We start from the raw sequence: 19317 nt of genomic DNA on the forward strand, positions 1-19317 counted from the left end.
CAGATGGAGTTGAACATGGCGACTGCGCGCGTACTGAAGCGGGGGGAAAGCAAAGTCTCTGCAACCAGGCAATCCGCGAGCCGATCGACGGCGGCCGTGGCGATTGAGGACGCGCGCCGCGCCGGTCTGCTGGATGGCGACAAGACGGAACATCTCTCCTTCCGTGCGCCGAAAGCTTTGGTCGAAGCCGCCAAGCGAGAAAGCGGGATCGATTCCCCGACCGCTCTCGGTATCCTCGCGCTGGCCACACTGGCCCAGCCTGATCCGGTGGCATCCTTCCTCAAGCGCACCTACGGCAAGCTCGGGCCGGGCCACGCGCTTGAGTTCTGACCTGCGCGCCGCGCTGCGGCGCTACAAGCCAGAACGACGCCGCGCCCAGCTGATACCGAGAGCGCAAGACGAACTTGTCGGCGTTGCGGATATAGGCTCAACCGGGCGGCCGACTTTGGTGCCGGACAGCAATATCTATATCATGGCCGCGGCCGGAACCCTGACGGATATGGCGCGGCGGTTGCTCGACCGCTCGCTGCTGTTTCATTGCTCGGTGTGTCTGGGCGAACTCGCCACTGGTGTCGCCAATTACGATCCGGCAAGGCCGGACTGGCATCCGGTCCGGGATCATTACGTCACCCTCTTCGGCAGTATCCCGGACAGCCGCGTGCTCACCCCCGACCATCAGATCTGGATCGATGCCGGCGTCATTGCCGGTACGTTGTCGCGAACCCAGAATTTCCAGAAACATCAACGCAAGGAATGCCTCAATGATGCGCTGATCTATCTCACCGCCGCGCAGGCCGGCCTGCCTCTGCTCACGGCCAACACCATTGACTTCGATCTCATCCAGCAGCTCGCGCCTGGCGGTCAGTTTGTCCATCTTTGACGGCCGCTGCTTGCCGACGAAGCTGACCTTCAAGGTCAAGAACCCCGGTCGGTAACGGTTTTTGGCTGCGCCGATTCGACGGGCGTTTTTTTCGGCGTGCGCTGGCGGCCTGCGCTGGGGTTTTTAAGCGACAGCCATTTTCGGCCCGCGACAGCGGCCCGGGTTGCCCCTGCTGCTCGCCCGATGAGCCGCTGCTGATCGGGCTGGTGAAGTCGAGGAAGGCGAGGAGAAAGCTTACGACCTCGCCGAAGGCGATCCCGAACCTAACTTAGACGTTGGTGAAGCTTTCTGGATCATGAGCCATCATGCCAAAATTTTTCTTCGATCTCTCCCATAGCGGAGATGTCTACCACGATGCACAGGGGACCAACGTACCGGGTCTGACTGAGGCCAAGGAACGAGCCGTCGAGATCGTCCGCAGATTGATAGTCGGCGCAAAGGCCGACGATGCTGTGTGCACGATCCGCGACATCAACGGCAGAGAGCTTGTGAAGATCAGGATTGAATGCGTGGTGCCGCCTGAGACCAAAAAGCCCCGGCGCTGAGGGGTCGGCGCTAGGCTATGGTGGGGCTTTGATTGTCAGCCCGAAATTCAAAGACCCACTACCCGCGTTAGGCCGCCGGGGTATCCTCACACTGTGGAGCTCTTCGATTTGACTCGCTATGCCCCGATTAAAGCTTAATGTCGTTTCGTCGCTGGCCGAACGAATGGGCGCCAGCGCTTGAGAGTGGCCATCGTGCTCCCGCCCCATGGGAGTTCGAGATGGATCAGAGCATCGGCAAATATCATGGCGCCCTTCTCAGGGGTATGAACTCTGCGGACTTCGAGCTGCTCTCACCGCATCTGCATGATCGTTTCTTGGATCTGAAGGCCCCGCTCGAATCGGCAGGCGTGCCGATCAAGACGGTTTGCTTCTTCGAATCCGGCATCGCCTCCGTGGTGGCAAGGAATCGGCCGGGGCTGGACACCGAGGTCGGCATAATCGGCCGCGAAGGCATGTCGGGCTCGGCGCTGGTGATGGGAGTCGACTGGGCGTCCAACGATTGCTACATGCAGATGATGGGCGAGGCGGTGTGCATGGATGCCGAAGCATTCAAGGGCGCCCTCCAGGAAAGTCCGACGCTACGCGCTTTCCTGCTGCTTTATGTCCATTACCTTCACATCCAGACCAGATCGACGGCCTTGAGCAATGCCCGGGGCAAGCTTGAGGACCGGCTCGCCAGATGGCTGCTGATGTGCGACGACCGGACTGTCGGGAGCGACATCACGGTGACGCATGATTTCCTGGCCGTCATGCTCGGCGTCAGGCGCCCCGGCGTCACCATCGCCCTGCAAATTCTCGAAGGACGCGGCGTGATACGGTCGCAGAGAGGACATGTCACAGTTCGCGACCGGGCAGGGCTTCTCGGCCTTGCTGACGGCTTCTACGGGCAAGCAGAGGCCGAATACACTCGTCTGCTCGGCTGACCAACAGCCCACCATCTGCCGCCAACTCAGTGGCAGCAGCCGGAACGAATAGCGTGCGACACCCTACCTCGCGCAGGCTGCGATCAGTTCACTTTCGTAATGCGAAGACGAGCAGCCACGCGGCCCAGATCACATTTATAACCTCCGCCGCCTCGATGCCGACTACGTGCGCTGGCGAGAAGCCTTCAACTCCGGCGGTCCAGCCCTGCAGCCAATAAGCGAAACCGGAGAGCGCCATCAGGTAAGCTATCGGTTTCTGTGACAGCAAAGAGGACCAAAGCGAGGCCTAGTGTAAAGGCCTCGTAGCTTCTTGTCCCCCACTCCACCCAACGTATGGCTTCAACGACTGCAAAGCGCGCCGCCTTTTCGGCGTCAGGGGCCTTAGCCCAAGCGTCTACGGCCTGTTTGAGCGCGACTCCATCTACCGCCAGCACGATTCCGTAGAGCGCAAAGCTCACCACGGTAAGGGCCGCGCCAAATCGCGCCGCCCACTTGGCGATTTCACCCTGAACATTAAGGCCGAAGAATAGGGCGAAGACACCCGACAGCATAATGGCGGTGCAAGCGAACTGCATTAAATGGACGAAAGTCCACGCGCCACTGGCGGCATAGCCCTCGAAGATTGCGGGATGATTGTTGGCATCACCGCCAGCGTGAAACAGCGTAACGATGACATACAGAATTTGACCCACAAGGAGCAACGAAGCCGAAAGGCGGAGCGTTGGTCGTCGATCAGACCCAATGTTGTTATCCACGATAGTCCTCCCCACCGAACACAAGGGCATCGAAATCGCCGATGACCTTGGCGGCCAGTTGCTCCTGCTGTTCCATATCTTTTTTCGCTAGGCGGAGCCAATAATGCAGACGAAATTTGCCGTTCGACCAGTCCCGTTCAGCGGGTTCACCGCCACCGCGTCATAGCGTTACGGGAGCATGATCTCGTATCTCAGCCGACAATGGCAATCCCCAACGAGCCGGTAATAGCCGCCCCAACTCACGAACGCACACAGTACGGCCAAGAGGCCGCAAGGAACGCATCCAGCGCTTCGGCCGAGCGGCGGCGACATGGATAGCTCATCGCAAACTAAGACCGTCGTCCGATGCCCGCGCGCATTGGTCCATGGCATGAAACCTACAGCGGCCTCGAATATTAGAGATCGCTGGCGAACCATAATCCTTTGATCGCCAGTTCATGGATGCCCGCTAGCTCCCAAGGCGGCGGGCATCCATCAATTGACGGAGTTTCAATGCCGATACCTGTGGATTTGAACGATCAGTACCTCACGTTCGAATGCCCGAGGTGCACGCATCCAATTACCCGCAAAGGCTCTTGGTTCAAGACCATAGCTACATTCAGTTGTCCGATCTGCCACGCCGCGCTTCGGCTTGGCTATCCCGAAAAGCTGCGTCTATTCGCAAGCCATAAGCATTTGACCGTCAAGCCCCCCGATCAGTGATTACTCTCTACGAAATTCCGTTTCGCTACCGCGCTCAGAAATATCGCCACGATCTCTGTTCGTCAGCGGAACGCAAAAATGCCCCGCCGTGCTTAAGCCTCTGATGAGCGTTCGCGGCATGAACTTTTTTCACCAGTGGGGCCACAGCATCTGCCGAGCGCGAGATAACCGATGATCCGGCGGCTATCAGTGACTTGCCAATAAGATGATGACGACCGCGAGCCACGAACGCCTCGGCGTAGAGGGAAATTGAGAAGGGAGTCGACAGCATCTTCGATCTTATGTTCGAAGCGATGCAGGACTGAAGACAATGGGCCAATGCCGGTCGCAACCGAAACTTGCGCCATGTGGTTGGTCTACGCGGAACGCATGAGCGACAATAACTTGATCTTTGACAGCCGTTTCCTGGCCAGCGTCCGCGATGAATCCAGAACACGGCCGCCAAATGCCTCGGCGACAAACGACATGGTCATGAGGTCAAGCAAGAAGTCATTCATCAAGCTCGAGAACGTCTCGCTCTCTTGGTCGGCCTGACGCGAAGTCCGTACTATTGCTAGAGCTGATGTTGCGTCGTCCGCGCTGAGCAGCGCCTCGATATCGTCAAAAATGTTCAACCCCTGCCTCCGTTAGCATACGTTTGGGCGAGCCGTTTCATGACCAACTGGTGAGGGGTAGCTTCGAGTACCCGGCTTCTCTCGTGCCCGCGTCGTTGGCATGGATCTGGTGGAACGACCGGTTAGGCCGTCGAGCCCAGTTCCTCTCAGCCTCGAGCAATTCATTCTCCCCAGTCAAGCCGTTCATAAACAGCCTGAGGACGTGCGCAGCTATGCGCTCTCCGTCGTGGGAAGCAGGGAGTACGCCGCGCTCTTTACAAACGGCTTGACAAACGTGGGCAAGCAACACGACATCGCTCGGCTCCAAAAATCGACCAGGATACAACATACCGCTCTCTGTTGAAAAACTACCATTTGCCGGTAGTGCATCAGTTTGAAATCTGAGCCGGGCGCTTAATTTCGCATAATCCATTCCAGCAATTCTGGATCGATGTCATCGTTATCGGTGAAGTCGCTGATCAAATCGGCGGCAAGGGCGCGCCATTTGTCTTCGGGGACTTTCCCTTGGATGACGGATTTGATGAAGGCATTGCGCAGCATATCGCAGTCGAATGCCGACACAGAATTACGTGGCTGGGTCATAATGCCAACCTCCCATCAAGGCGGGAGCTTGGCGTTGCTCTCAAGCACCGGCGCGCCCATGATCAGCCGGTGACGGCAGGATTATATGATCGCTGAAATCGAACCCTCAATAAAAAAAGACAGTACGGATTCATACCAAATTTGCCGAGGGATTTGCTCGCCCAATGCGCATCATGCGGATGGCGTTGCCGACCACGGCGGCGGGTCGTTTCTGGCCTTTAGCTATGGTTGGCACGACTTGGCACCTGCATGGCTAGAGACGACCGTCCCGCCATCTTTGTGGACTTCAACGGCGACCACCCCGTCGTTCAAACCGACACGTGTTCACTGGGCAGCCCGCAGACGCGTGGGGCGCTCCGGCTGAGCATCTTGACGAGCAATAGGCCCGCCATCTTGTTACCCTTCTGAACACTGTCGAGCTGAAGCGAAAGGTTACTCGAAGTGCTCTCTAAATACGCACGGCGCAGCACATGCGGAGCGCCGGGTAGGGGTCGAAATTCGGCACAGTCACTGTTCTGTGGTCAGCTGCCTGACATGTGTTATCCGGTCCGATAGCAGAGGCTGACGCCGCAAGGCTTGAGCGCCTCACCTATCCCTGCATCATCAAGAATATGATCCTGCCGAGGGCGCCGAAGAGCAGGGCGAACGCAGCGAAAGATTGAATGAAGAAGCCGGGATACCGCTTCAACGGTGCGGACAGATAGCCGATGAAGTAGACGATCCTTCCGATTATCCAAAGCAGTCCCAGTGCAGCTGCCCATGGAGCGCTCCAGTAGATCGCGAAAAGCCACATCGACGGCAGAAAGATGGGCAGCCATTCGACCGAGTTTGAATGGGCGCGGATTGTACGTTCAAGCAGCGGATCGCCAGTCATGGTCGGGGCGAGAACGCCCGTCCTCTTGTGGGTTCTGGCGACTGTCAGTGCCATGCCAAAGATCATCAGGCTGCAAAGCAGCGTCACAATAGCCACCGAGAAATACCGTTCCATGTCTGCCCTCCTCTCATCGCGAAACAGGTAGGCAAGCAAAGGTCATCCCCAGTGGCAAGCTGCATCTCCGACATTCCTGACAAACGAGGTCAGGACGCAAACCTTCTAAAATGCTCGGTACCCACAGGGGGCGCTACGGCTTGAGTCGCGGCTCCTGGAGCCGCGAGTGTAATGATCAGTGCCGCAGACCAGCTTTCATTGGTCGAATTTCAATCGCCCACACTGGTCGAGAAAGCTCCCGAAGGAGGAGATTGGCTTCACGAGATCAAATATGACGGCTACCGAACTCAGCTTTTCGTACAGAGTTGGGGGACGCGAGCACCCACACGTCGCGGCTACTCACACCGCGGCTGGCTTAGAAAGCTGGCCGAACGTCACCGGCGGCAAAGGTATCCACCTGATGGCCCCGCTCACTGCGAATGTAATTCTCCTGACGAAGGTCGATTGCAGACGGCGCGCAGAGAATATTAGCGATTGGGAACATACGGCTCCTGCGGAGGTTTAACGGGTGATCGGCCCTCAGGGAGGTTGCTATGAGAAATCTGCTACTTGCTTCGGTGATTGCCGTCGCCTCCGCCGCAGCCACGGTCGTGCCTGCGGATGCACAGTTCTTCGGCCCCGGCATGGGCTTTTTCGGTCCGTTCGGCGGCATCGCCCCGTTTGGCGGTGGCCCCTTCTACGGCGGCGGCCCGTTTTACGACTATGGCGGGCGCTATTACGGCCCCCGCTATCGCGATTATTATCCCGGCTACGCGGCCCGCTACCCGCATCGCTACCACTACCGGCAGCGTCACTATGGCCGTTGCCACGTGCAGTGGGTGAGGCACTGGCGCCATCACCATCGGGTGCAAGAACGCGTTCGGGTTTGCCCGTACTGAAAAGTCGGACATTGGACCAAGGAATTCGCGCCGCGCGGGCACGGCTCGGTTAAACTCGGCGAGCGGCGTTGCGCGCCAGACCGCCGTAAATTTCAGTCCGGTCGCCGTCGTATTTTTCTATAGCCAGTCGGCGACGGGCAAGACCTCTGGCCGTCAGAATGTCGGTTTCGTACAAAATCCAGCTTGTACGCTTCCAACTCCCGTGGTGCCAAACAAGCAGACAAGGATCCAATTGAACAGCTGCGATGCATCCCGGGTGCGAAGATGGCGCCGGGCCTAAACGGATTGATGTCCGGGTACTCATACGTGACCCGCAAGGCGACGACTAGAAAAACGCCGCCGACCACTTGAAGGCATGCAGCGCAGAGCGCTTTCATTTTGCTCCGCGTTTGGCCGGTGCCTTCTTGGTCGGCTTCGCAGCCTTGCGACCCAGCCCGCTCGACTTGGCGAGTGCAGACCGCTGAGCAGCATAGTTCGGGGCGACCATGGGGTAATCGCGCGCCAAGCCCCACTTTTCGCGGTATTCTTCCGGCGTCATGCCGTACTGGGCGCGAAGATGGCGCTTCAGCGATTTGAACGTCTTTCCGTCCTCGAGAGAGACGATGTAATCGGGGAACACCGACCGCTTTGGATTTACTGCGGGCTCTTGCTGCGGCTGATCGGCCGTAGCCGTTTTGCCAAGACCGGACAGTGAAGAATGGATAGACCCGATCAAGTCCGAAAGGCCGGCCGCTGGAACGGGATTGTTGCTCACGTAGGCGGAAACCACGTCTGCCGTTAGGCTGATTAGCTGATTGTTCAATTCTGTCGGTTCGGTCAATTTTGACACTCCTTTGCACTACCGCTTTGGTTTTTGGGAAACGCAGATGGCGCAAGAAGCCTCCTAGGCTATTACCCCGCGAGGCTAAATTTTTGTTGTCGCAACCGGCTAAGGTGGGATGAGTATCAAACGGCTCCGCCCCTTGCGACCGATAAACCGCGCCGAAGCAGGCTTTGGCCGTTTCTTTGAATCTCCGTTGCCACCATCCGGATCAATCCGCTCTTCTCCGCGTTTAGAGGGAATGCACGGAGCATGTCCATGAGCGGCGATCGGCACCAGAGAATTCAACAGCGAGCTTATGAGATTTGGGAACGCGAAGGCGGCCTGCATGGCGATCCAGAAAGGCATTGGCATCAAGCTGAAGCCGAAATTGACGGCGAAGACTCTTTGCAGGGCCAGGCGGCCACCGACCCAAGTGCTGTTGGAGCGACAGTGTTATCCGGCAAGGCAAAGAAGCCGCGGCGCAGCGAAACCGCTAGCTCTGACGTTTGACGGTGGCTATGCGCACCGGGATAACGCCCAAACAAGCTCAAGACCTGATCGACAGGCTCGGCAATGACCGCGCGGCGCTCGAAGACGCCGCCCGGAGCTTCGCCGGAGGACAATGGAACTTCAGTAAGTAGGAACGTCGCTGAAGCGGGGTTTATCATTTCCACTGTTGGCTTGAGTGGGATCCTCGCCGAGATGATCAGATCCTGCACTTCACATTCGCCTTGGCGCCCCATGCCGTATAGCTCACCGTGCCTTCCTCCACCGGTCCGGAAGAGAATTTCCGCACTAACCGAAGCTCGCTGCGGTGACCATCGCGAGTCAAAGCGCCAGGTGGCATCGGCAGCAACACACATATTCGTCAGGGTCTCTCCAGGTAAGGCATCTCACGGGCCCTCATCGGCGGAGACCTCCTCGAGATAGGCCCGGCTGTACGGATTGTTGGCGATCCAGCGTTCGGCGGCCTGGCGACCCCTGGCGAGATGCAGGAGTTCCGGGCTTCGCCGATGTCCTGCAGCACGCGGACCATGCCGATCGACGGACGCTCGACAACCTCGAAACGCAGGTCGCTTTCGACGGACCACGTGCGCCGGACCGAGACGACGATGATGCCCCCGGGACGAAATCGCCTTCATGCAGGTGAAACGGGCTGGCGAGCTATAGGTCGCGCGCGTGCGCGTCGGCTCCTTCTTGACCAGTCGGCCGGTGCCGTTGCGGCTCTCGCACACGGACAGCTTCTTTCTGAATCGGGCCGGCGGCCTCGCTGTGCCGTTCGAATAGCGGATGATGCTCCCCAACGGACCGAAATCGTAGACGATCTGTGCGGAGACATGCGTTTTCTCCATGTCGGAAAAAAAGAGGGCCCGACGGAGATGCCGGGCCCGGTGGGGAGCGGGAGGCCGATTACTCGGCGGCCTGGAGGCGGTCGGGTTCCTCGTCGGCCTCGGTCACCGGTTCATCGAAGGACGTGCCGGTCTCGTCGGCGAGGAAGGCGGGCAGCTCGGCGGCGTCGCCGCCGAGTAACGCCTCATTCGTCGTTTCGCCGGCGCCGGCGTCGGCGGCTTCAGCACCCGCGTCGTTGCCATCGAGGCGCAGCGGCTCGGGCAGCCAGTTCGACCCTTCGAGAAGTCGAGCAGCCTCGCGTGCCATCAAGTCCTTCTTCATGTGGTCGATCAGCTGTGCGGAATCCTCGCCGCGTCCCTCGCGCACGGCTTGAACGATGCGGGCCTTGGTGACGCGGCCGAGATAGTTGTCCACCGTGGGCGACCAGCCAGCCTCCACCATGTCGAAGCCCAGCGTGGCAGCGAGTGCATCGGCATGGGCAAGGGCGCCTGACCGCCTGTTCCAGGGCTCGACGACGGCGTTGAGCGAGACCGACGCGCAGTGCGCGAACAGCGCCTTCCGGCTCGCTTCGTCGAGACCAAGCAGGAAGTCCCAGAGATTGTTGCTGCCGGGCATATCCCTGTCCCAGGCCTCGTGGCGATCGGCGATCTCTTTCGCCCAGGGTGTGTCGGCCAGACCCTGCACCTGCCCAAGGCTGTTGCTCACCATGTTGATCTCGAGGCAGCTGTCCTTGGCGAACCGATAGAACACCTGCAGCACGAGCGCATGGAGAACCGTGACGAAGGCGATGTCGGGGTCGCTTGCCAACGCATTGCGCAGCGCAAGCGTCTTCTGTGCGGTGAGATCGAAGACGAGGCGATCGGGCAGCGGCTTGATCCCTTCATCCTCGGGCTCTTCGGCCGCGTCGGATGCGCCGTTCACGGACCGGCCATTGACGACGATGTGATTGGCGCTGTCATCGCCGGACTGCGACGGGTCGCGATCCCCGCCCTCGGCTTCTTCATCGTCATCGCCCGTCTCGACCCGTGGTTCGTCCTCGGGGCGGACAAAGCCGGCTTCGATCTGCAGTTGGCCGTTGGCGCCGAGCGCCACAAATGCCCCGGCGATAGCCTTCTGCGCCGGGTCATAGACCTGGGGCCGATCGCGGAATGCGTCGAGTTCGGCGCCGAGCTGGTCGAGCCTGTCCTCGATCTCCTGGTCGGCGTCCTCCTTCTCGGCATATTCGGCATCGAGCGCATCGTGCTCGGCCTTCACCGCGTCATAGCGGGCGATCTCTTCGGTGCTCAACTCCGTCGGCTCGGCATAAACGCGCCGCATGCCGGAGGTGTGGCCGTATGGGAAGCTGATCGCCGCCTCGACCCACTTCCAGCCGTCGGCGCGAACGGCCTCGGCATCTACCTTCAGTCTGTCGAAGACCAGCTGCTCGAGGAGAGCTGCATCCTGGAACCAGCCACCGGAATCCTGCTCAAACAGGTCGCGCAGGATGACGCCGCCGGCGGCCTCATAGGCCTCGGCGCCGACATAGACCGCCCGGCGATCGTCGGCGCGCACCGTCGTCTCCGTCAGGAGGCGCCTAATGTAATAGGGCTCCTGCATATGCTGGTTGCTATTGATGCGCTCCCAGACCTGCTCCTGGCGGGCATGGTCGTCCGAAATCGAGAACGCCATGATCTGCTCGAGCCGGATTTCGTCATGTTCGTAGAGTTTGAGAAGTTTTGGCGAAACCGAGGCGAGCCTCAGGCGCTGCTTGACGGTCGCCGCCGACACGAAGAAGCGCGCGGCGATTTCTTCGTGATCAAGTCCCTGGTCGCTCAGTATTTTGAAGGCCCGGAACTGGTCGAGGGGATGAAGATCCTCGCGGTGGAAGTTCTCGGCCAGAGAGTCCTCTTCCGCCGATATCGCCGTGCTGCGATTGACGATGCAGGGGATCGGCTCGTTCTTTGCCAGCCGCGTCTGCTTGATGAGCATGCCGAGCGCGAGATAGCGGCGGCCGCCGGCGGGCACTTCGAACGTGCCGGTCTCCTCCCCGTCTTGGCCAAGGACGGGACGGACGTTCAGGCTCTGAAGCAGCATGCGCCGTCCGATGTCTTCGGCGAGCTGCTCGATGGAAATGCCGTCCTTTACCCTCCGAACATTCTTCTGCGACAGTACGAGCTTGTCGTAAGGAATGTTTTCCGATGGGTTCATAGCGATCTTCTGAATGGCCTTTGCCATGGTCAGGTTCTCCATGACGGGCGGCCCGGGGCCTCTCCCCGGACCTCCAAGCCCGTCAGAAACCTCCCCTCCCCCTTTGCCTCTGCCGGCCGGCGCCAGCACAGACGCCCGCCAAGCATGTGAGCAGCGCTGGGGACAGCGCAACGGACCTATGACTTCGACTTGCAGATTTCGGTACTTTCGAGCCTGGCCGAGTGCCTTCTGACTATCGGCTAAATCCATGAGCTGGTGGATCAGCGTCTGCCGGCCGAGGCTGACGGGTGGCCAGCAGGTGTGGCGGCTGGCTTCGAATACACCTGAGTTCCTCGCCACAGCCTGCGTGCTTTGCTTTCCAGCAATCTGCAAATGCAGCGAACGTTTCGCAGGCCCTTGCGCGGGGGATAACTGCCAAAGTTCACTCTTTGTTCTTTTCCAGAAGCAGTTCCTAAGATATAATCTGCCACCTCCTTCCTCAGCGAGTCACCGCGAATGACAGTCCAGCCCAGGATTCTCAATGAACCGACAATCAGCTGCCCAAGCTGCAAGGCCGACATCAAGCTGAACGAGTCGCTTGCGGCTCCCCTGATTGCCGCTACCCGCGAGGACTACGAGCGGCGTCTGGCGCAGAGCAACGCCTCCATCGCGGCCCGGGAGGAAGAGCTTCAACGCAAGCAAGCCGCAATTGATGCCGCTCAGGCGGACATCGACAGCCAGGTGGCGGAAAAGATGAAGCTCGAGCGCGCGGCTATCGCGGCCGAGGAGGCTCGCAAGGCCAGGCTGCTGCTCTTGGTCGATCTCGAAGACCGGGACAAGAAGCTTGCCGAGATAGAGGCGACACTCAAGGCGCGGGACGAGAAACTCGCCGAGGCTCAGCAGCAACAAGCGGAATTCCTGAAACAGCAACGTGCGCTCGATGATGAGAAGCGCGAGATGGCGCTCACCATCGAACGAAAGATCCAGGAAGGGCTGGACGCCGTTCGCATCAAGGCGAGGTCCGAAGCCGAAGATGGCCTCAAAATGAAGGTTGCGGAGAAAGAGGAACAGATTGCCGGCATGCAGCGTCAGATCGAGGAGCTGAAGCGTCGTGCCGAACAGGGCTCCCAGCAGTTGCAGGGCGAGGTCCTCGAGCTCGAGCTGGAATCCCTCATTGCCAGCCGTTTCCCGATGGACATCGTCGAACCGGTCGCCAAAGGCGAGTTCGGCGGAGACGTCTTGCACCGCGTGGTCGGACCGGCCGGCCAGCCGTGCGGCGCCATCTTGTGGGAATCGAAACGCACGAAGAACTGGAGCCAGCACTGGCTGGGTAAGCTCAGAGGCGATCAACGAGCCGCGAGAGCGGATATTGCGTTGATGGTCTCGGAAGCGTTGCCTCCCGGAGTGGAAACTTTCGATCTTTTGGACGGAGTCTATGTCGCCCACCCCAAATGTGCGATCCCGATCGCCATTTTGCTCCGGCAATCCCTGATCGAGCTGGCCAACTCGCGCCTCGCCCAGGACGGCCAGGCCACCAAAATGGAGCAGGTCTATGGCTATCTAACCGGTCCGCGGTTCCGACATCGCGTCGAGGCGATTGTGGAAAAATTCTCGGATATGCAGGAGGACCTCGCCAAGGAACGCAAGGCCACAACACGTCTGTGGGCCAAGCGCGAGGCGCAGATCCAAGGGGTAATCGAGTCGACCGTCGGCATGTACGGTGACCTGCAGGGCATCGCCGGAAAAGTGATGCAGGAAATTGAGGGGCTGGATGTGCCAGCAATCGAAGTGTCTCAACCCGATACCGAATAAGTGAACCGATCGGCACGTTCCCGGAACAGTTTTTCGGACCGGAATCCGAATAAGGACTAGCGAAGGAGAGCACATCCGTCGTCTCTCTGGTGTAACAGTTGACACCGGGGACGGGCCTACGGCCGCCTTCCCTTTTTCTGACCACCACGTGCGAAGACGCCGCCCTTGTGCTCGAGGACGACGCCGGAGAAATAACCGGAGATCGCCGCAGCGGGGCCGGATTGGGATGCTTCAGGCAGCCAAATCGAAGAGCTTCTTGGCCTTGCCCTCCATATCCAAGCGGACATCCTGGTGCGGTTTGTCACGCGCGACCGTTGTAATGCCCTGCACAAAATCGAAGATCGACGCCGGCGGCCTGCCTTCCTCGGCCAACACAACATCGATAATCTTCGTGGTTTCAACCTTCGAGAAGGCCCGCTTGCGCAGGAAGCTCTCGCGGTCCTCATCGTTGCGGGCGACGATCCGCTCCCGCGCGGCCTTGATGCCGTTGACGAACGGCATCGACGAGGATTCGGCGAACTGGATCAGCGCCGGCTCCGCCTCCGCGGCAAAGCGGGAAGCCGCATACTTGGAATGCCGGATGGTGATCTCCTCAAAATTTTCGACGCCCCAGAGATTGCGGTTCTGGCAAACTGCACGAAGATAGAAGCTCGCGATCCCCAATGTCCTGGCACCCACTTCAGAATTCCAGCAGTAGAAGCCGCGGAAGAAGAGATCCGGATCGCCGTTCGGTAGCTTTCCGGCCTCGATCGGATTGAGGTCGTCAACCAGGAAGACAAAGACGTCGCGGTCGGAGGCATAAAGCGTCGTCGTGTTCTTCGAGATGTCGACATTGGGGTTGTAGATTCCCGTCGGCCAGTCGAGTACGCCCGGCACTTTCCACCGCGTATCGCCGGTGCCATTGCCGGCAATCTTCTGCACCGCCTCGATCAGTTCGTGGTCGAAAATCCGGCCATAGTCGGGACCGGTCACCGCCCGCAACTCGACGCGGCCGTTCTGGATTTCTAGCGTCTTAACCTGCTCTGTCCGCTGCGAGGTCAGCCCGTATTGGAGATTGATGGCGGCAAGCGGGGCCGGAAGTTGGCGGAGGTAAGCAGCTGGTGCGCCGACCAGGCTCGCAAGCTGACCGAAACTCCAATGCGTGGGTGCAACCGGTGCCTCGGCATCGGGCAGCATGAGCATGAGGCGTTCAGCGTCGTCGCGGCTGGCCTCGACGCGGATCCGTTCGCTTTCGACAATGCGCGTACGGCTGCGCTGCGATCGGGCCCCCACCGAGTTCCGGAGGTCGGTGAGCGACAGGTAGCGCTCGTCGGCTGGTCGGTTGAACCATTCAGACGACACACGGCCGACGCGCTGGCCGCGGCCCACATCCACCTTGTAGCCTGCACGCGCGTTCAGCGTCGGTGCCTGAATTTCCATCTGTGTCATGAGTTTGCTCCGCGGCGGACGCCGGGAGCCTCTCCCCCGGACCTTCGTCCGCCCACCGCAAGCCCCACCTGCCCTCTTCCTCTGCTGGCCGCACCGTCGCCTTTCGAAGTGCCCGCCGGCGTGGCAGTGCCAAAACACACGCCCAAGGTGAAGACCAGCCGCACGCCGGATGTTCAGCCAAGCGCAGCCCCCTCTCGGAGCGAGATCCAGCGATCATGTCGTGACGAACAAGCCCGTTGCTTCGATGGCAAAACCATGACTCAATGGACGTGGGGATGCGGCGGCATCCGGAGCAACGGAGGCAATGCGACGTTTTAGACTTGCTGACCAGGTGATCGAGGAGGCGGCGCCCGATCTACAGGCTGCGCTTGCGGATGCATATCGTAGAAAGCTGCGACCGCTTTGCTTGTGCAAAGAGCCCTGCCCGGCGATGTATATTGCGCAGGTTGGCGACCAATACATGGTCAAGCGGATGCCGCTATCGGGTGGCAGCCATGATCCTTCCTGTTCCTCTTACGAGCCGCCCGACGAACTGTCCGGCCTCGGCGTGTTGATGGGCAGCGCTATCCAGGTCGATTCCGAGAGCGGCATGGCCGCACTGAAGCTGGACTTTCGCCTGTCGAAGGTCGGCACGCGATCTGTGCCGGCAGTTGGCGCCGCAAGTTCGGACAGCGTGGTCGGGGACACCAGGAAACTCTCCCTGCGAGGCCTGCTCCATTATCTCTGGCACGAAGCGGAACTGACAGTCTGGACGTCGCGATGGGCTGGCAAACGGCATTGGTGGAATATTCGTTGGCACCTCGTTGAGGCCGCTGGCCAGATGACGGTCAAGGGCGGAGCACTGAGCGAAATCCTGTTCGTGCCCGAGCCGTTCCGGTCCGCCGATAAAATCGCGATCGAGCAAAGGCGCGGGCAGGCGCTTGCACCTGCGCTGCCCCCGAAGAGCGGCCCCAGAAAGCTGATGATCCTGGTCGGCGAGGTCAAGGAGTTCAGCCCGGCTCGGAGCGGCCACAAGTTGATCGTCAAGCACATGCCGGGGTTCGTGTTCTTGTTGGATGAGAGTCTTCATCGTCGGCTTCAAACCCGTTTTGAAACCGAGATGGCACTCTGGGGCGCGGATGAGGCATCGCATCTAATCGCGATTGCCACCTTCGGTTTGACTCCGGCGGGGCTGGCGGTGATCGAGGAAATGGCCGTTATGGTCGTGGCGGAGAATTGGGTGCCGTACGACTCCGCCTATGAAAAGAAGCTGGTCGACGCCCTTGCCGGAATGAGGGAGCGAAGCGTGAAAGGACTGCGCTTCAATCTGCCGGCGGACAAGCCAACCGCGGCGGCGATATTGCAGGCACAGCCGCGGCCGGTTGGCCTTTATGTCGTACCCCCCTTCTCCGACAGTGCGTACCAGGAAACGCTGAGCGAACTGATCGCGTCGCGACCGGAGTTTGATTCCTGGATCTGGCGGACGGCCGATAGTGAGATGCCGACTTTGCCTGGTCGACAAGACGGTGGGGCCGTCACATGAGATAGGCACCGTTCGCGGACGCTCTCTCCGCCATCGATTGCCACAAGGCGCTGAAATTAAACAAAAGTTTCTGCAGCAGCCAATTCAAGCCCACGTTTCACCCCACATTGATGGTAGGAATTGACTGGACAGTATCGGACGCCAACGGACACCGCGCTTTCAAGCGCCGGTCTAGTGGCACGGCTGTTAGGCCGAACATGTGCAGATGATTTGTGACCCGCGAGCACTGGGCAAGGTTGAGCATCAACAGCGCGAACCCGACGGGAGCCGACTTCACGGGCTAATTCTTATTCAGACCGTATTGGCCTCGCGTCAGGAGCATATTTTTCCAGAAACTTTCTCGCTCGAATATGACTTTGTCCGGCGTCGAAAACGGACGGATTTCCAAAAGGCCGAAGCGAAACCATTCGCGGCTGTATTGCAACGTCGGCTCGGTGATTAGCCCCTGTAGCTGGACGTTACCGCCGTGACCGCTGGTCACGTAGTCGCACCACCTTGCCCAAATGCCTTGTTCCCCATAGGCAGAGCCGACGTAGCGCTTTCCGGTGTTAAGGTCGGATATCAGATATATGCCCTTGATGTTGGCGAGAGCGGCACTCCAGTCCTGCCGGGCATTGCAAACGATCGTTTCCAGTTCCTGAAAGGAGATATCTATCTTATCAAAACCGATGAAGGGCCGCCCAGCGTAAGCTTCTCGGAGGATTTCGGTTACAGTGAACGTTGGAAAATGGTTCTCCAAATTCAGTCGCGTTGGCCGGTCCTTGTACGTTCTCCGGAGCGACACTTTCATATGTTAATGCACTTTGGTTTTGCCAGCCTTAAATCCCCCACGAATAGCGGCGGGGGACGATGTTGCAGGCGGCCCGCTTAGAAAGCTCCGCAGCAAGCCCGCAACGAATGGGACGCGCCATGAAGCGAGGCCGACCAGATATTTCGGCGTTTGATTTTGACATACTCTGCCACACCCTGACATCCATGATCAGGCATCGTCCGGCGTCCGAGTGGATGACCGAAGCCCGCGAACTCCTCGGCCTGCTCACAGACAGCACGATAGTCGATGAGGAGTTGATTACGGCTTTGCTTGACGCCAGCGGCGCGCGGTTGAGGCGGGAAGGCTCGAACATACAGTGGCCAGACGATAATCCCGAATAACACTGCTGAAGGCCAACGAACCTCCGCTAGAAGGACGAGAGCGGCGTCGCTCTCGAATTGGACCGTTGAAACGACGGCGCTATCGCCCGGCCATATTTCGCTTAGACGGATTCGGTTTAGCGTAGTGACATCGGCCAAGGTCCTTGATCACCGGCTGCGTCTGAAGCGATAGGGTTAGTTTCGCCAGCTTGTCTCCACTCTCGTCTCGAATCTCGACGAACAATTGCTGCCCGTCGACGTCTCTGAGGAATTCTCTGGTCAAGTCCATCAAGCCTTCAATACCCGCACGGCGTGCGTCCTCAATCCCATTGCATTCGACTCCTATCTCGTCCTTCATCACATCGTCGCGGTCACCGCTGTCAAAGAAATATCTCGCCATCGAGCCACCCTTCGTCCTCACTACGCTTGCTCGGTCATTTGGTGCAGGTAGGTGGCTTGAAAATCTCCCGCTCGAACGAGACCAGTCCAATCGACAGCGTGAAATCGCGAGCCCACAGTGGATATCAAACCGTCACGTCGAAGTTCCTGTAGAAGTCGGTTCACATGCACGGCGGATAGGCCCAGCGCGTCGCCAAGTGCTGACTGCGTGATCGGAAGCTCCGCCACATGGTCCTCGATTCGGCCGACGGAGCGAAGGCGGACGATGAGTTCGCACAAAATGTGCGCCATGCGAGTATAGCCGTCGCGCCTTCCGACATTTGTGACCCACTCTCGATAGATCGCCGCGTCAATGAGCGTCGAGCGCCAGAACACCGTCGATATGGAAGCATGTTGATTGCAAATGGCTCGCAGAGCGTCGTGCCGCATGAAGCCCAATCTGGCTGATGTGAGCGGTGAGAAGGTGCAATCCATAACAGACAAATGCAATCCATGGAGATCGGGAAGATCTCCCGGCACAAAAAAAGACGTGATCTGCCGTTTGCCCTCGCCTGTAAGCTTGGTGGAGCCCACCATGCCGTCCAGAACGACAAATGAATGGGTGGGTCGATCCCCCTCGCGTACAAGGTCCTGGTTAGCCCGATATTCCCTCTTCTGGAGCGGGATGCTCTCTAAAACGGCAATGTCCGATTGTGTCAGATCAGAGATGTTCTGGAGCTTGCGGATGAAAACATTCGACGACGAGACGTGGGCCAAGTGACTAACCTTATCGAGTTACGTCCCGAACTTTCAGTTGGCGCTAATGTTCCATTGCATTCGAACCAGTTGGCCCGCCGACAGAAAAAATCGTCAGCTAGGCCTCGGCGGGCCGCTCCGAAGGCTTCACTCGTTTCAAGATTTTCGCCTCTCGTACGAGAGATGACCAGTTCGTCCCGAGCAGGGAGATTAGCCCCACCGCTTCCGCCTCGGTGATGCCAGTCTCCTCAAGAAGCTTTTGGACAAGACTTCGATCTGGTTCAAACGCCATGCAATGGTTCCCACAAACCATCTCAACCATGCATTTGACGTAGGTTCCACGGTGTCTGATGTAGATTCCAAGGAATATTCAGGCTGCCTTTCGGCACGCATGCCACAAGGAACGGCAAGCGCGCGATTGAGCTTGACACCGACTATTTATGGCAAGGTAGCCTCAGGCCTAAAGCTTGAGGTGGCACCACATGAGCCGGATTGGCTACGCCCGGGGTCAGCACCGTTGATCAAGATCTAGAAACGCAACTCGCAAAGCTAAAGGCCCAGGGGTGCGAGGTCATTCGTTCAGAGAAGGTATCAGGTGGTAGCCGTGATGGCCGGGCCGAACTCGCGACCGTCTTGGACTTCCTTCGTCCCGGTGACGAGCTGGTGGTGACGCGCCTCGACCGGCTCGGCCGCGACACCCGCGATGTGCTCAATCTGATCCATGAGTGCGAGCAGAAGGGTGCTTTCGTCACTGTACTCGACCCGCACGTTTCAACGCGCGGTGAGATGGGCCATATCGTGCTGACGGTGCTTGGCATAGTCGCTCAGATGGGGCGCCGGTTCATTAAGGAGAGGCAAAAGGAAGGCATTCATAAGGCCAAAGACGCTGGTGCCTACAAAGGTGGGAAACAGTGCCTGGATTACTCTCACATTCTCCAGCAGCACAAAGACGGTTGCAAGCCCACCGATATTGCAAAAGGTCTCTGCTGCTCAAGGATGCAAGTTTATCGAATATTGAATGCTGCAGCTGGCACAGGTGCATGACGTTTGCCAGTAGCGCCCCCAGTCCCCACAGAACTTCATCGACGCAGCATTCAGGCTTCAA

General features: G+C 59.2%; 18 protein-coding genes and 2 pseudogenes. 10 read left to right on the forward strand and 10 right to left on the reverse strand.

Annotated elements, in window-relative coordinates; translation table 11 throughout:
- The 4 genes from YU3_RS0132750 to YU3_RS0132765 all read left to right on the forward strand — a co-directional run.
- On the forward strand, nucleotides 1-330 hold a 330-nt coding region (locus YU3_RS0132750), incomplete at its 5' end, for a hypothetical protein (RefSeq protein WP_210163532.1).
- Nucleotides 331-448: 118 nt separating this feature from the next.
- The gene (locus YU3_RS0132755) at nucleotides 449-880 is read left to right on the forward strand and encodes a type II toxin-antitoxin system VapC family toxin (RefSeq protein ID WP_245273730.1); all 432 of its coding nucleotides are present in this window, start codon (nucleotides 449-451) and stop codon (nucleotides 878-880) included.
- Nucleotides 881-1185: 305 nt separating this feature from the next.
- Nucleotides 1186-1425 (forward strand): hypothetical protein, encoded by a 240-nt coding sequence (locus YU3_RS0132760; protein ID WP_027170141.1) that lies wholly within the window; start codon nucleotides 1186-1188, stop codon nucleotides 1423-1425.
- Between the two features lie 218 nt (nucleotides 1426-1643).
- Nucleotides 1644-2348 carry a Crp/Fnr family transcriptional regulator gene (locus YU3_RS0132765; protein ID WP_027170142.1) on the forward strand — a complete coding sequence of 235 codons (705 nt, stop codon included), beginning with the start codon at nucleotides 1644-1646 and terminating at the stop codon, nucleotides 2346-2348.
- A gap of 185 nt (nucleotides 2349-2533) precedes the next feature.
- On the opposite strand, the gene YU3_RS38055 is transcribed toward YU3_RS0132765, so the two are convergent.
- The 4 genes from YU3_RS38055 to YU3_RS0132795 all read right to left on the reverse strand — a co-directional run bounded on the left by YU3_RS38055 (nucleotide 2534) and on the right by YU3_RS0132795 (nucleotide 5989).
- The gene (locus YU3_RS38055) at nucleotides 2534-3103 is read right to left on the reverse strand and encodes a hypothetical protein (protein ID WP_156913684.1); all 570 of its coding nucleotides are present in this window, start codon (nucleotides 3101-3103) and stop codon (nucleotides 2534-2536) included.
- Nucleotides 3104-4161: 1058 nt separating this feature from the next.
- A complete protein-coding gene (locus tag YU3_RS0132780; RefSeq protein WP_027170143.1) occupies nucleotides 4162-4419 on the reverse strand; it encodes a hypothetical protein in 258 nt (85 codons plus the stop codon).
- A gap of 393 nt (nucleotides 4420-4812) precedes the next feature.
- Nucleotides 4813-5001, reverse strand: coding sequence for a hypothetical protein (locus tag YU3_RS41040; RefSeq protein WP_156913685.1), 189 nt, complete (start codon nucleotides 4999-5001; stop codon nucleotides 4813-4815).
- A gap of 589 nt (nucleotides 5002-5590) precedes the next feature.
- Nucleotides 5591-5989, reverse strand: coding sequence for an MAPEG family protein (locus YU3_RS0132795; RefSeq protein WP_027170145.1), 399 nt, complete (start codon nucleotides 5987-5989; stop codon nucleotides 5591-5593).
- A gap of 533 nt (nucleotides 5990-6522) precedes the next feature.
- On the opposite strand from YU3_RS0132795, the gene YU3_RS0132800 reads away from it, so the two are divergent.
- Entirely contained in the window at nucleotides 6523-6867 is a 345-nt protein-coding gene (locus tag YU3_RS0132800) for a hypothetical protein (protein ID WP_027170146.1), read from the forward strand.
- Nucleotides 6868-7240: 373 nt separating this feature from the next.
- Here YU3_RS0132800 and YU3_RS0132805 read toward each other — a convergent pair whose 3' ends face one another.
- On the reverse strand, nucleotides 7241-7687 hold the full coding sequence (locus YU3_RS0132805; protein WP_027170147.1) for a MucR family transcriptional regulator: 447 nt from the start codon (nucleotides 7685-7687) through the stop codon (nucleotides 7241-7243).
- A gap of 258 nt (nucleotides 7688-7945) precedes the next feature.
- Here YU3_RS0132805 and YU3_RS41940 point away from each other — a divergent pair.
- Nucleotides 7946-8310 (forward strand): annotated as a pseudogene (locus YU3_RS41940) (DUF2934 domain-containing protein).
- A 769-nt stretch (nucleotides 8311-9079) separates the two neighbouring features.
- Here the strand turns inward: YU3_RS41940 and YU3_RS0132820 are convergent.
- Complete coding sequence (locus YU3_RS0132820) at nucleotides 9080-11233, reverse strand: ParB N-terminal domain-containing protein (RefSeq protein WP_027170148.1); 2154 nt, start codon at nucleotides 11231-11233, stop codon at nucleotides 9080-9082.
- A gap of 468 nt (nucleotides 11234-11701) precedes the next feature.
- Between YU3_RS0132820 and YU3_RS0132825 the strand changes: the two genes are divergently transcribed.
- A complete protein-coding gene (locus YU3_RS0132825; protein WP_027170149.1) occupies nucleotides 11702-12997 on the forward strand; it encodes a DUF2130 domain-containing protein in 1296 nt (431 codons plus the stop codon).
- A gap of 231 nt (nucleotides 12998-13228) precedes the next feature.
- Here the strand turns inward: YU3_RS0132825 and YU3_RS0132830 are convergent, their stop codons facing one another.
- Nucleotides 13229-14425, reverse strand: a complete 1197-nt coding sequence (locus YU3_RS0132830) for a hypothetical protein (protein WP_027170150.1) — start codon at nucleotides 14423-14425, stop codon at nucleotides 13229-13231.
- 304 nt (nucleotides 14426-14729) lie between these two features.
- Here YU3_RS0132830 and YU3_RS0132835 point away from each other — a divergent pair, with 304 nt between their 5' ends.
- Complete coding sequence (locus tag YU3_RS0132835) at nucleotides 14730-15947, forward strand: DUF1173 domain-containing protein (RefSeq protein WP_027170151.1); 1218 nt, start codon at nucleotides 14730-14732, stop codon at nucleotides 15945-15947.
- A 280-nt stretch (nucleotides 15948-16227) separates the two neighbouring features.
- On the opposite strand, the gene YU3_RS38070 is transcribed toward YU3_RS0132835, so the two are convergent.
- On the reverse strand, nucleotides 16228-16737 hold the full coding sequence (locus YU3_RS38070; RefSeq protein ID WP_036260115.1) for a GIY-YIG nuclease family protein: 510 nt from the start codon (nucleotides 16735-16737) through the stop codon (nucleotides 16228-16230).
- 59 nt (nucleotides 16738-16796) lie between these two features.
- On the opposite strand from YU3_RS38070, the gene YU3_RS40020 reads away from it, so the two are divergent.
- Nucleotides 16797-17099: a hypothetical protein gene (locus YU3_RS40020; RefSeq protein WP_027170152.1), complete on the forward strand. Its 303-nt coding sequence runs from the start codon at nucleotides 16797-16799 to the stop codon at nucleotides 17097-17099.
- A gap of 79 nt (nucleotides 17100-17178) precedes the next feature.
- Here the strand turns inward: YU3_RS40020 and YU3_RS38075 are convergent, their stop codons facing one another.
- Together YU3_RS38075 and YU3_RS0132855 are read right to left on the reverse strand one after the other, a co-directional pair.
- Complete coding sequence (locus YU3_RS38075) at nucleotides 17179-17478, reverse strand: hypothetical protein (RefSeq protein WP_198021761.1); 300 nt, start codon at nucleotides 17476-17478, stop codon at nucleotides 17179-17181.
- Between the two features lie 20 nt (nucleotides 17479-17498).
- A complete protein-coding gene (locus tag YU3_RS0132855; RefSeq protein ID WP_027170153.1) occupies nucleotides 17499-18233 on the reverse strand; it encodes a Crp/Fnr family transcriptional regulator in 735 nt (244 codons plus the stop codon).
- 461 nt (nucleotides 18234-18694) lie between these two features.
- Between YU3_RS0132855 and YU3_RS38085 the strand changes: the two are divergent.
- A pseudogene (locus tag YU3_RS38085) lies at nucleotides 18695-19256 on the forward strand (recombinase family protein).
- Nucleotides 19257-19317 lie beyond the last annotated feature (61 nt).

The sequence above is a fragment of the Mesorhizobium sp. WSM3224 genome, from assembly GCF_000427725.1.
GTDB lineage: Bacteria > Pseudomonadota > Alphaproteobacteria > Rhizobiales > Rhizobiaceae > Mesorhizobium.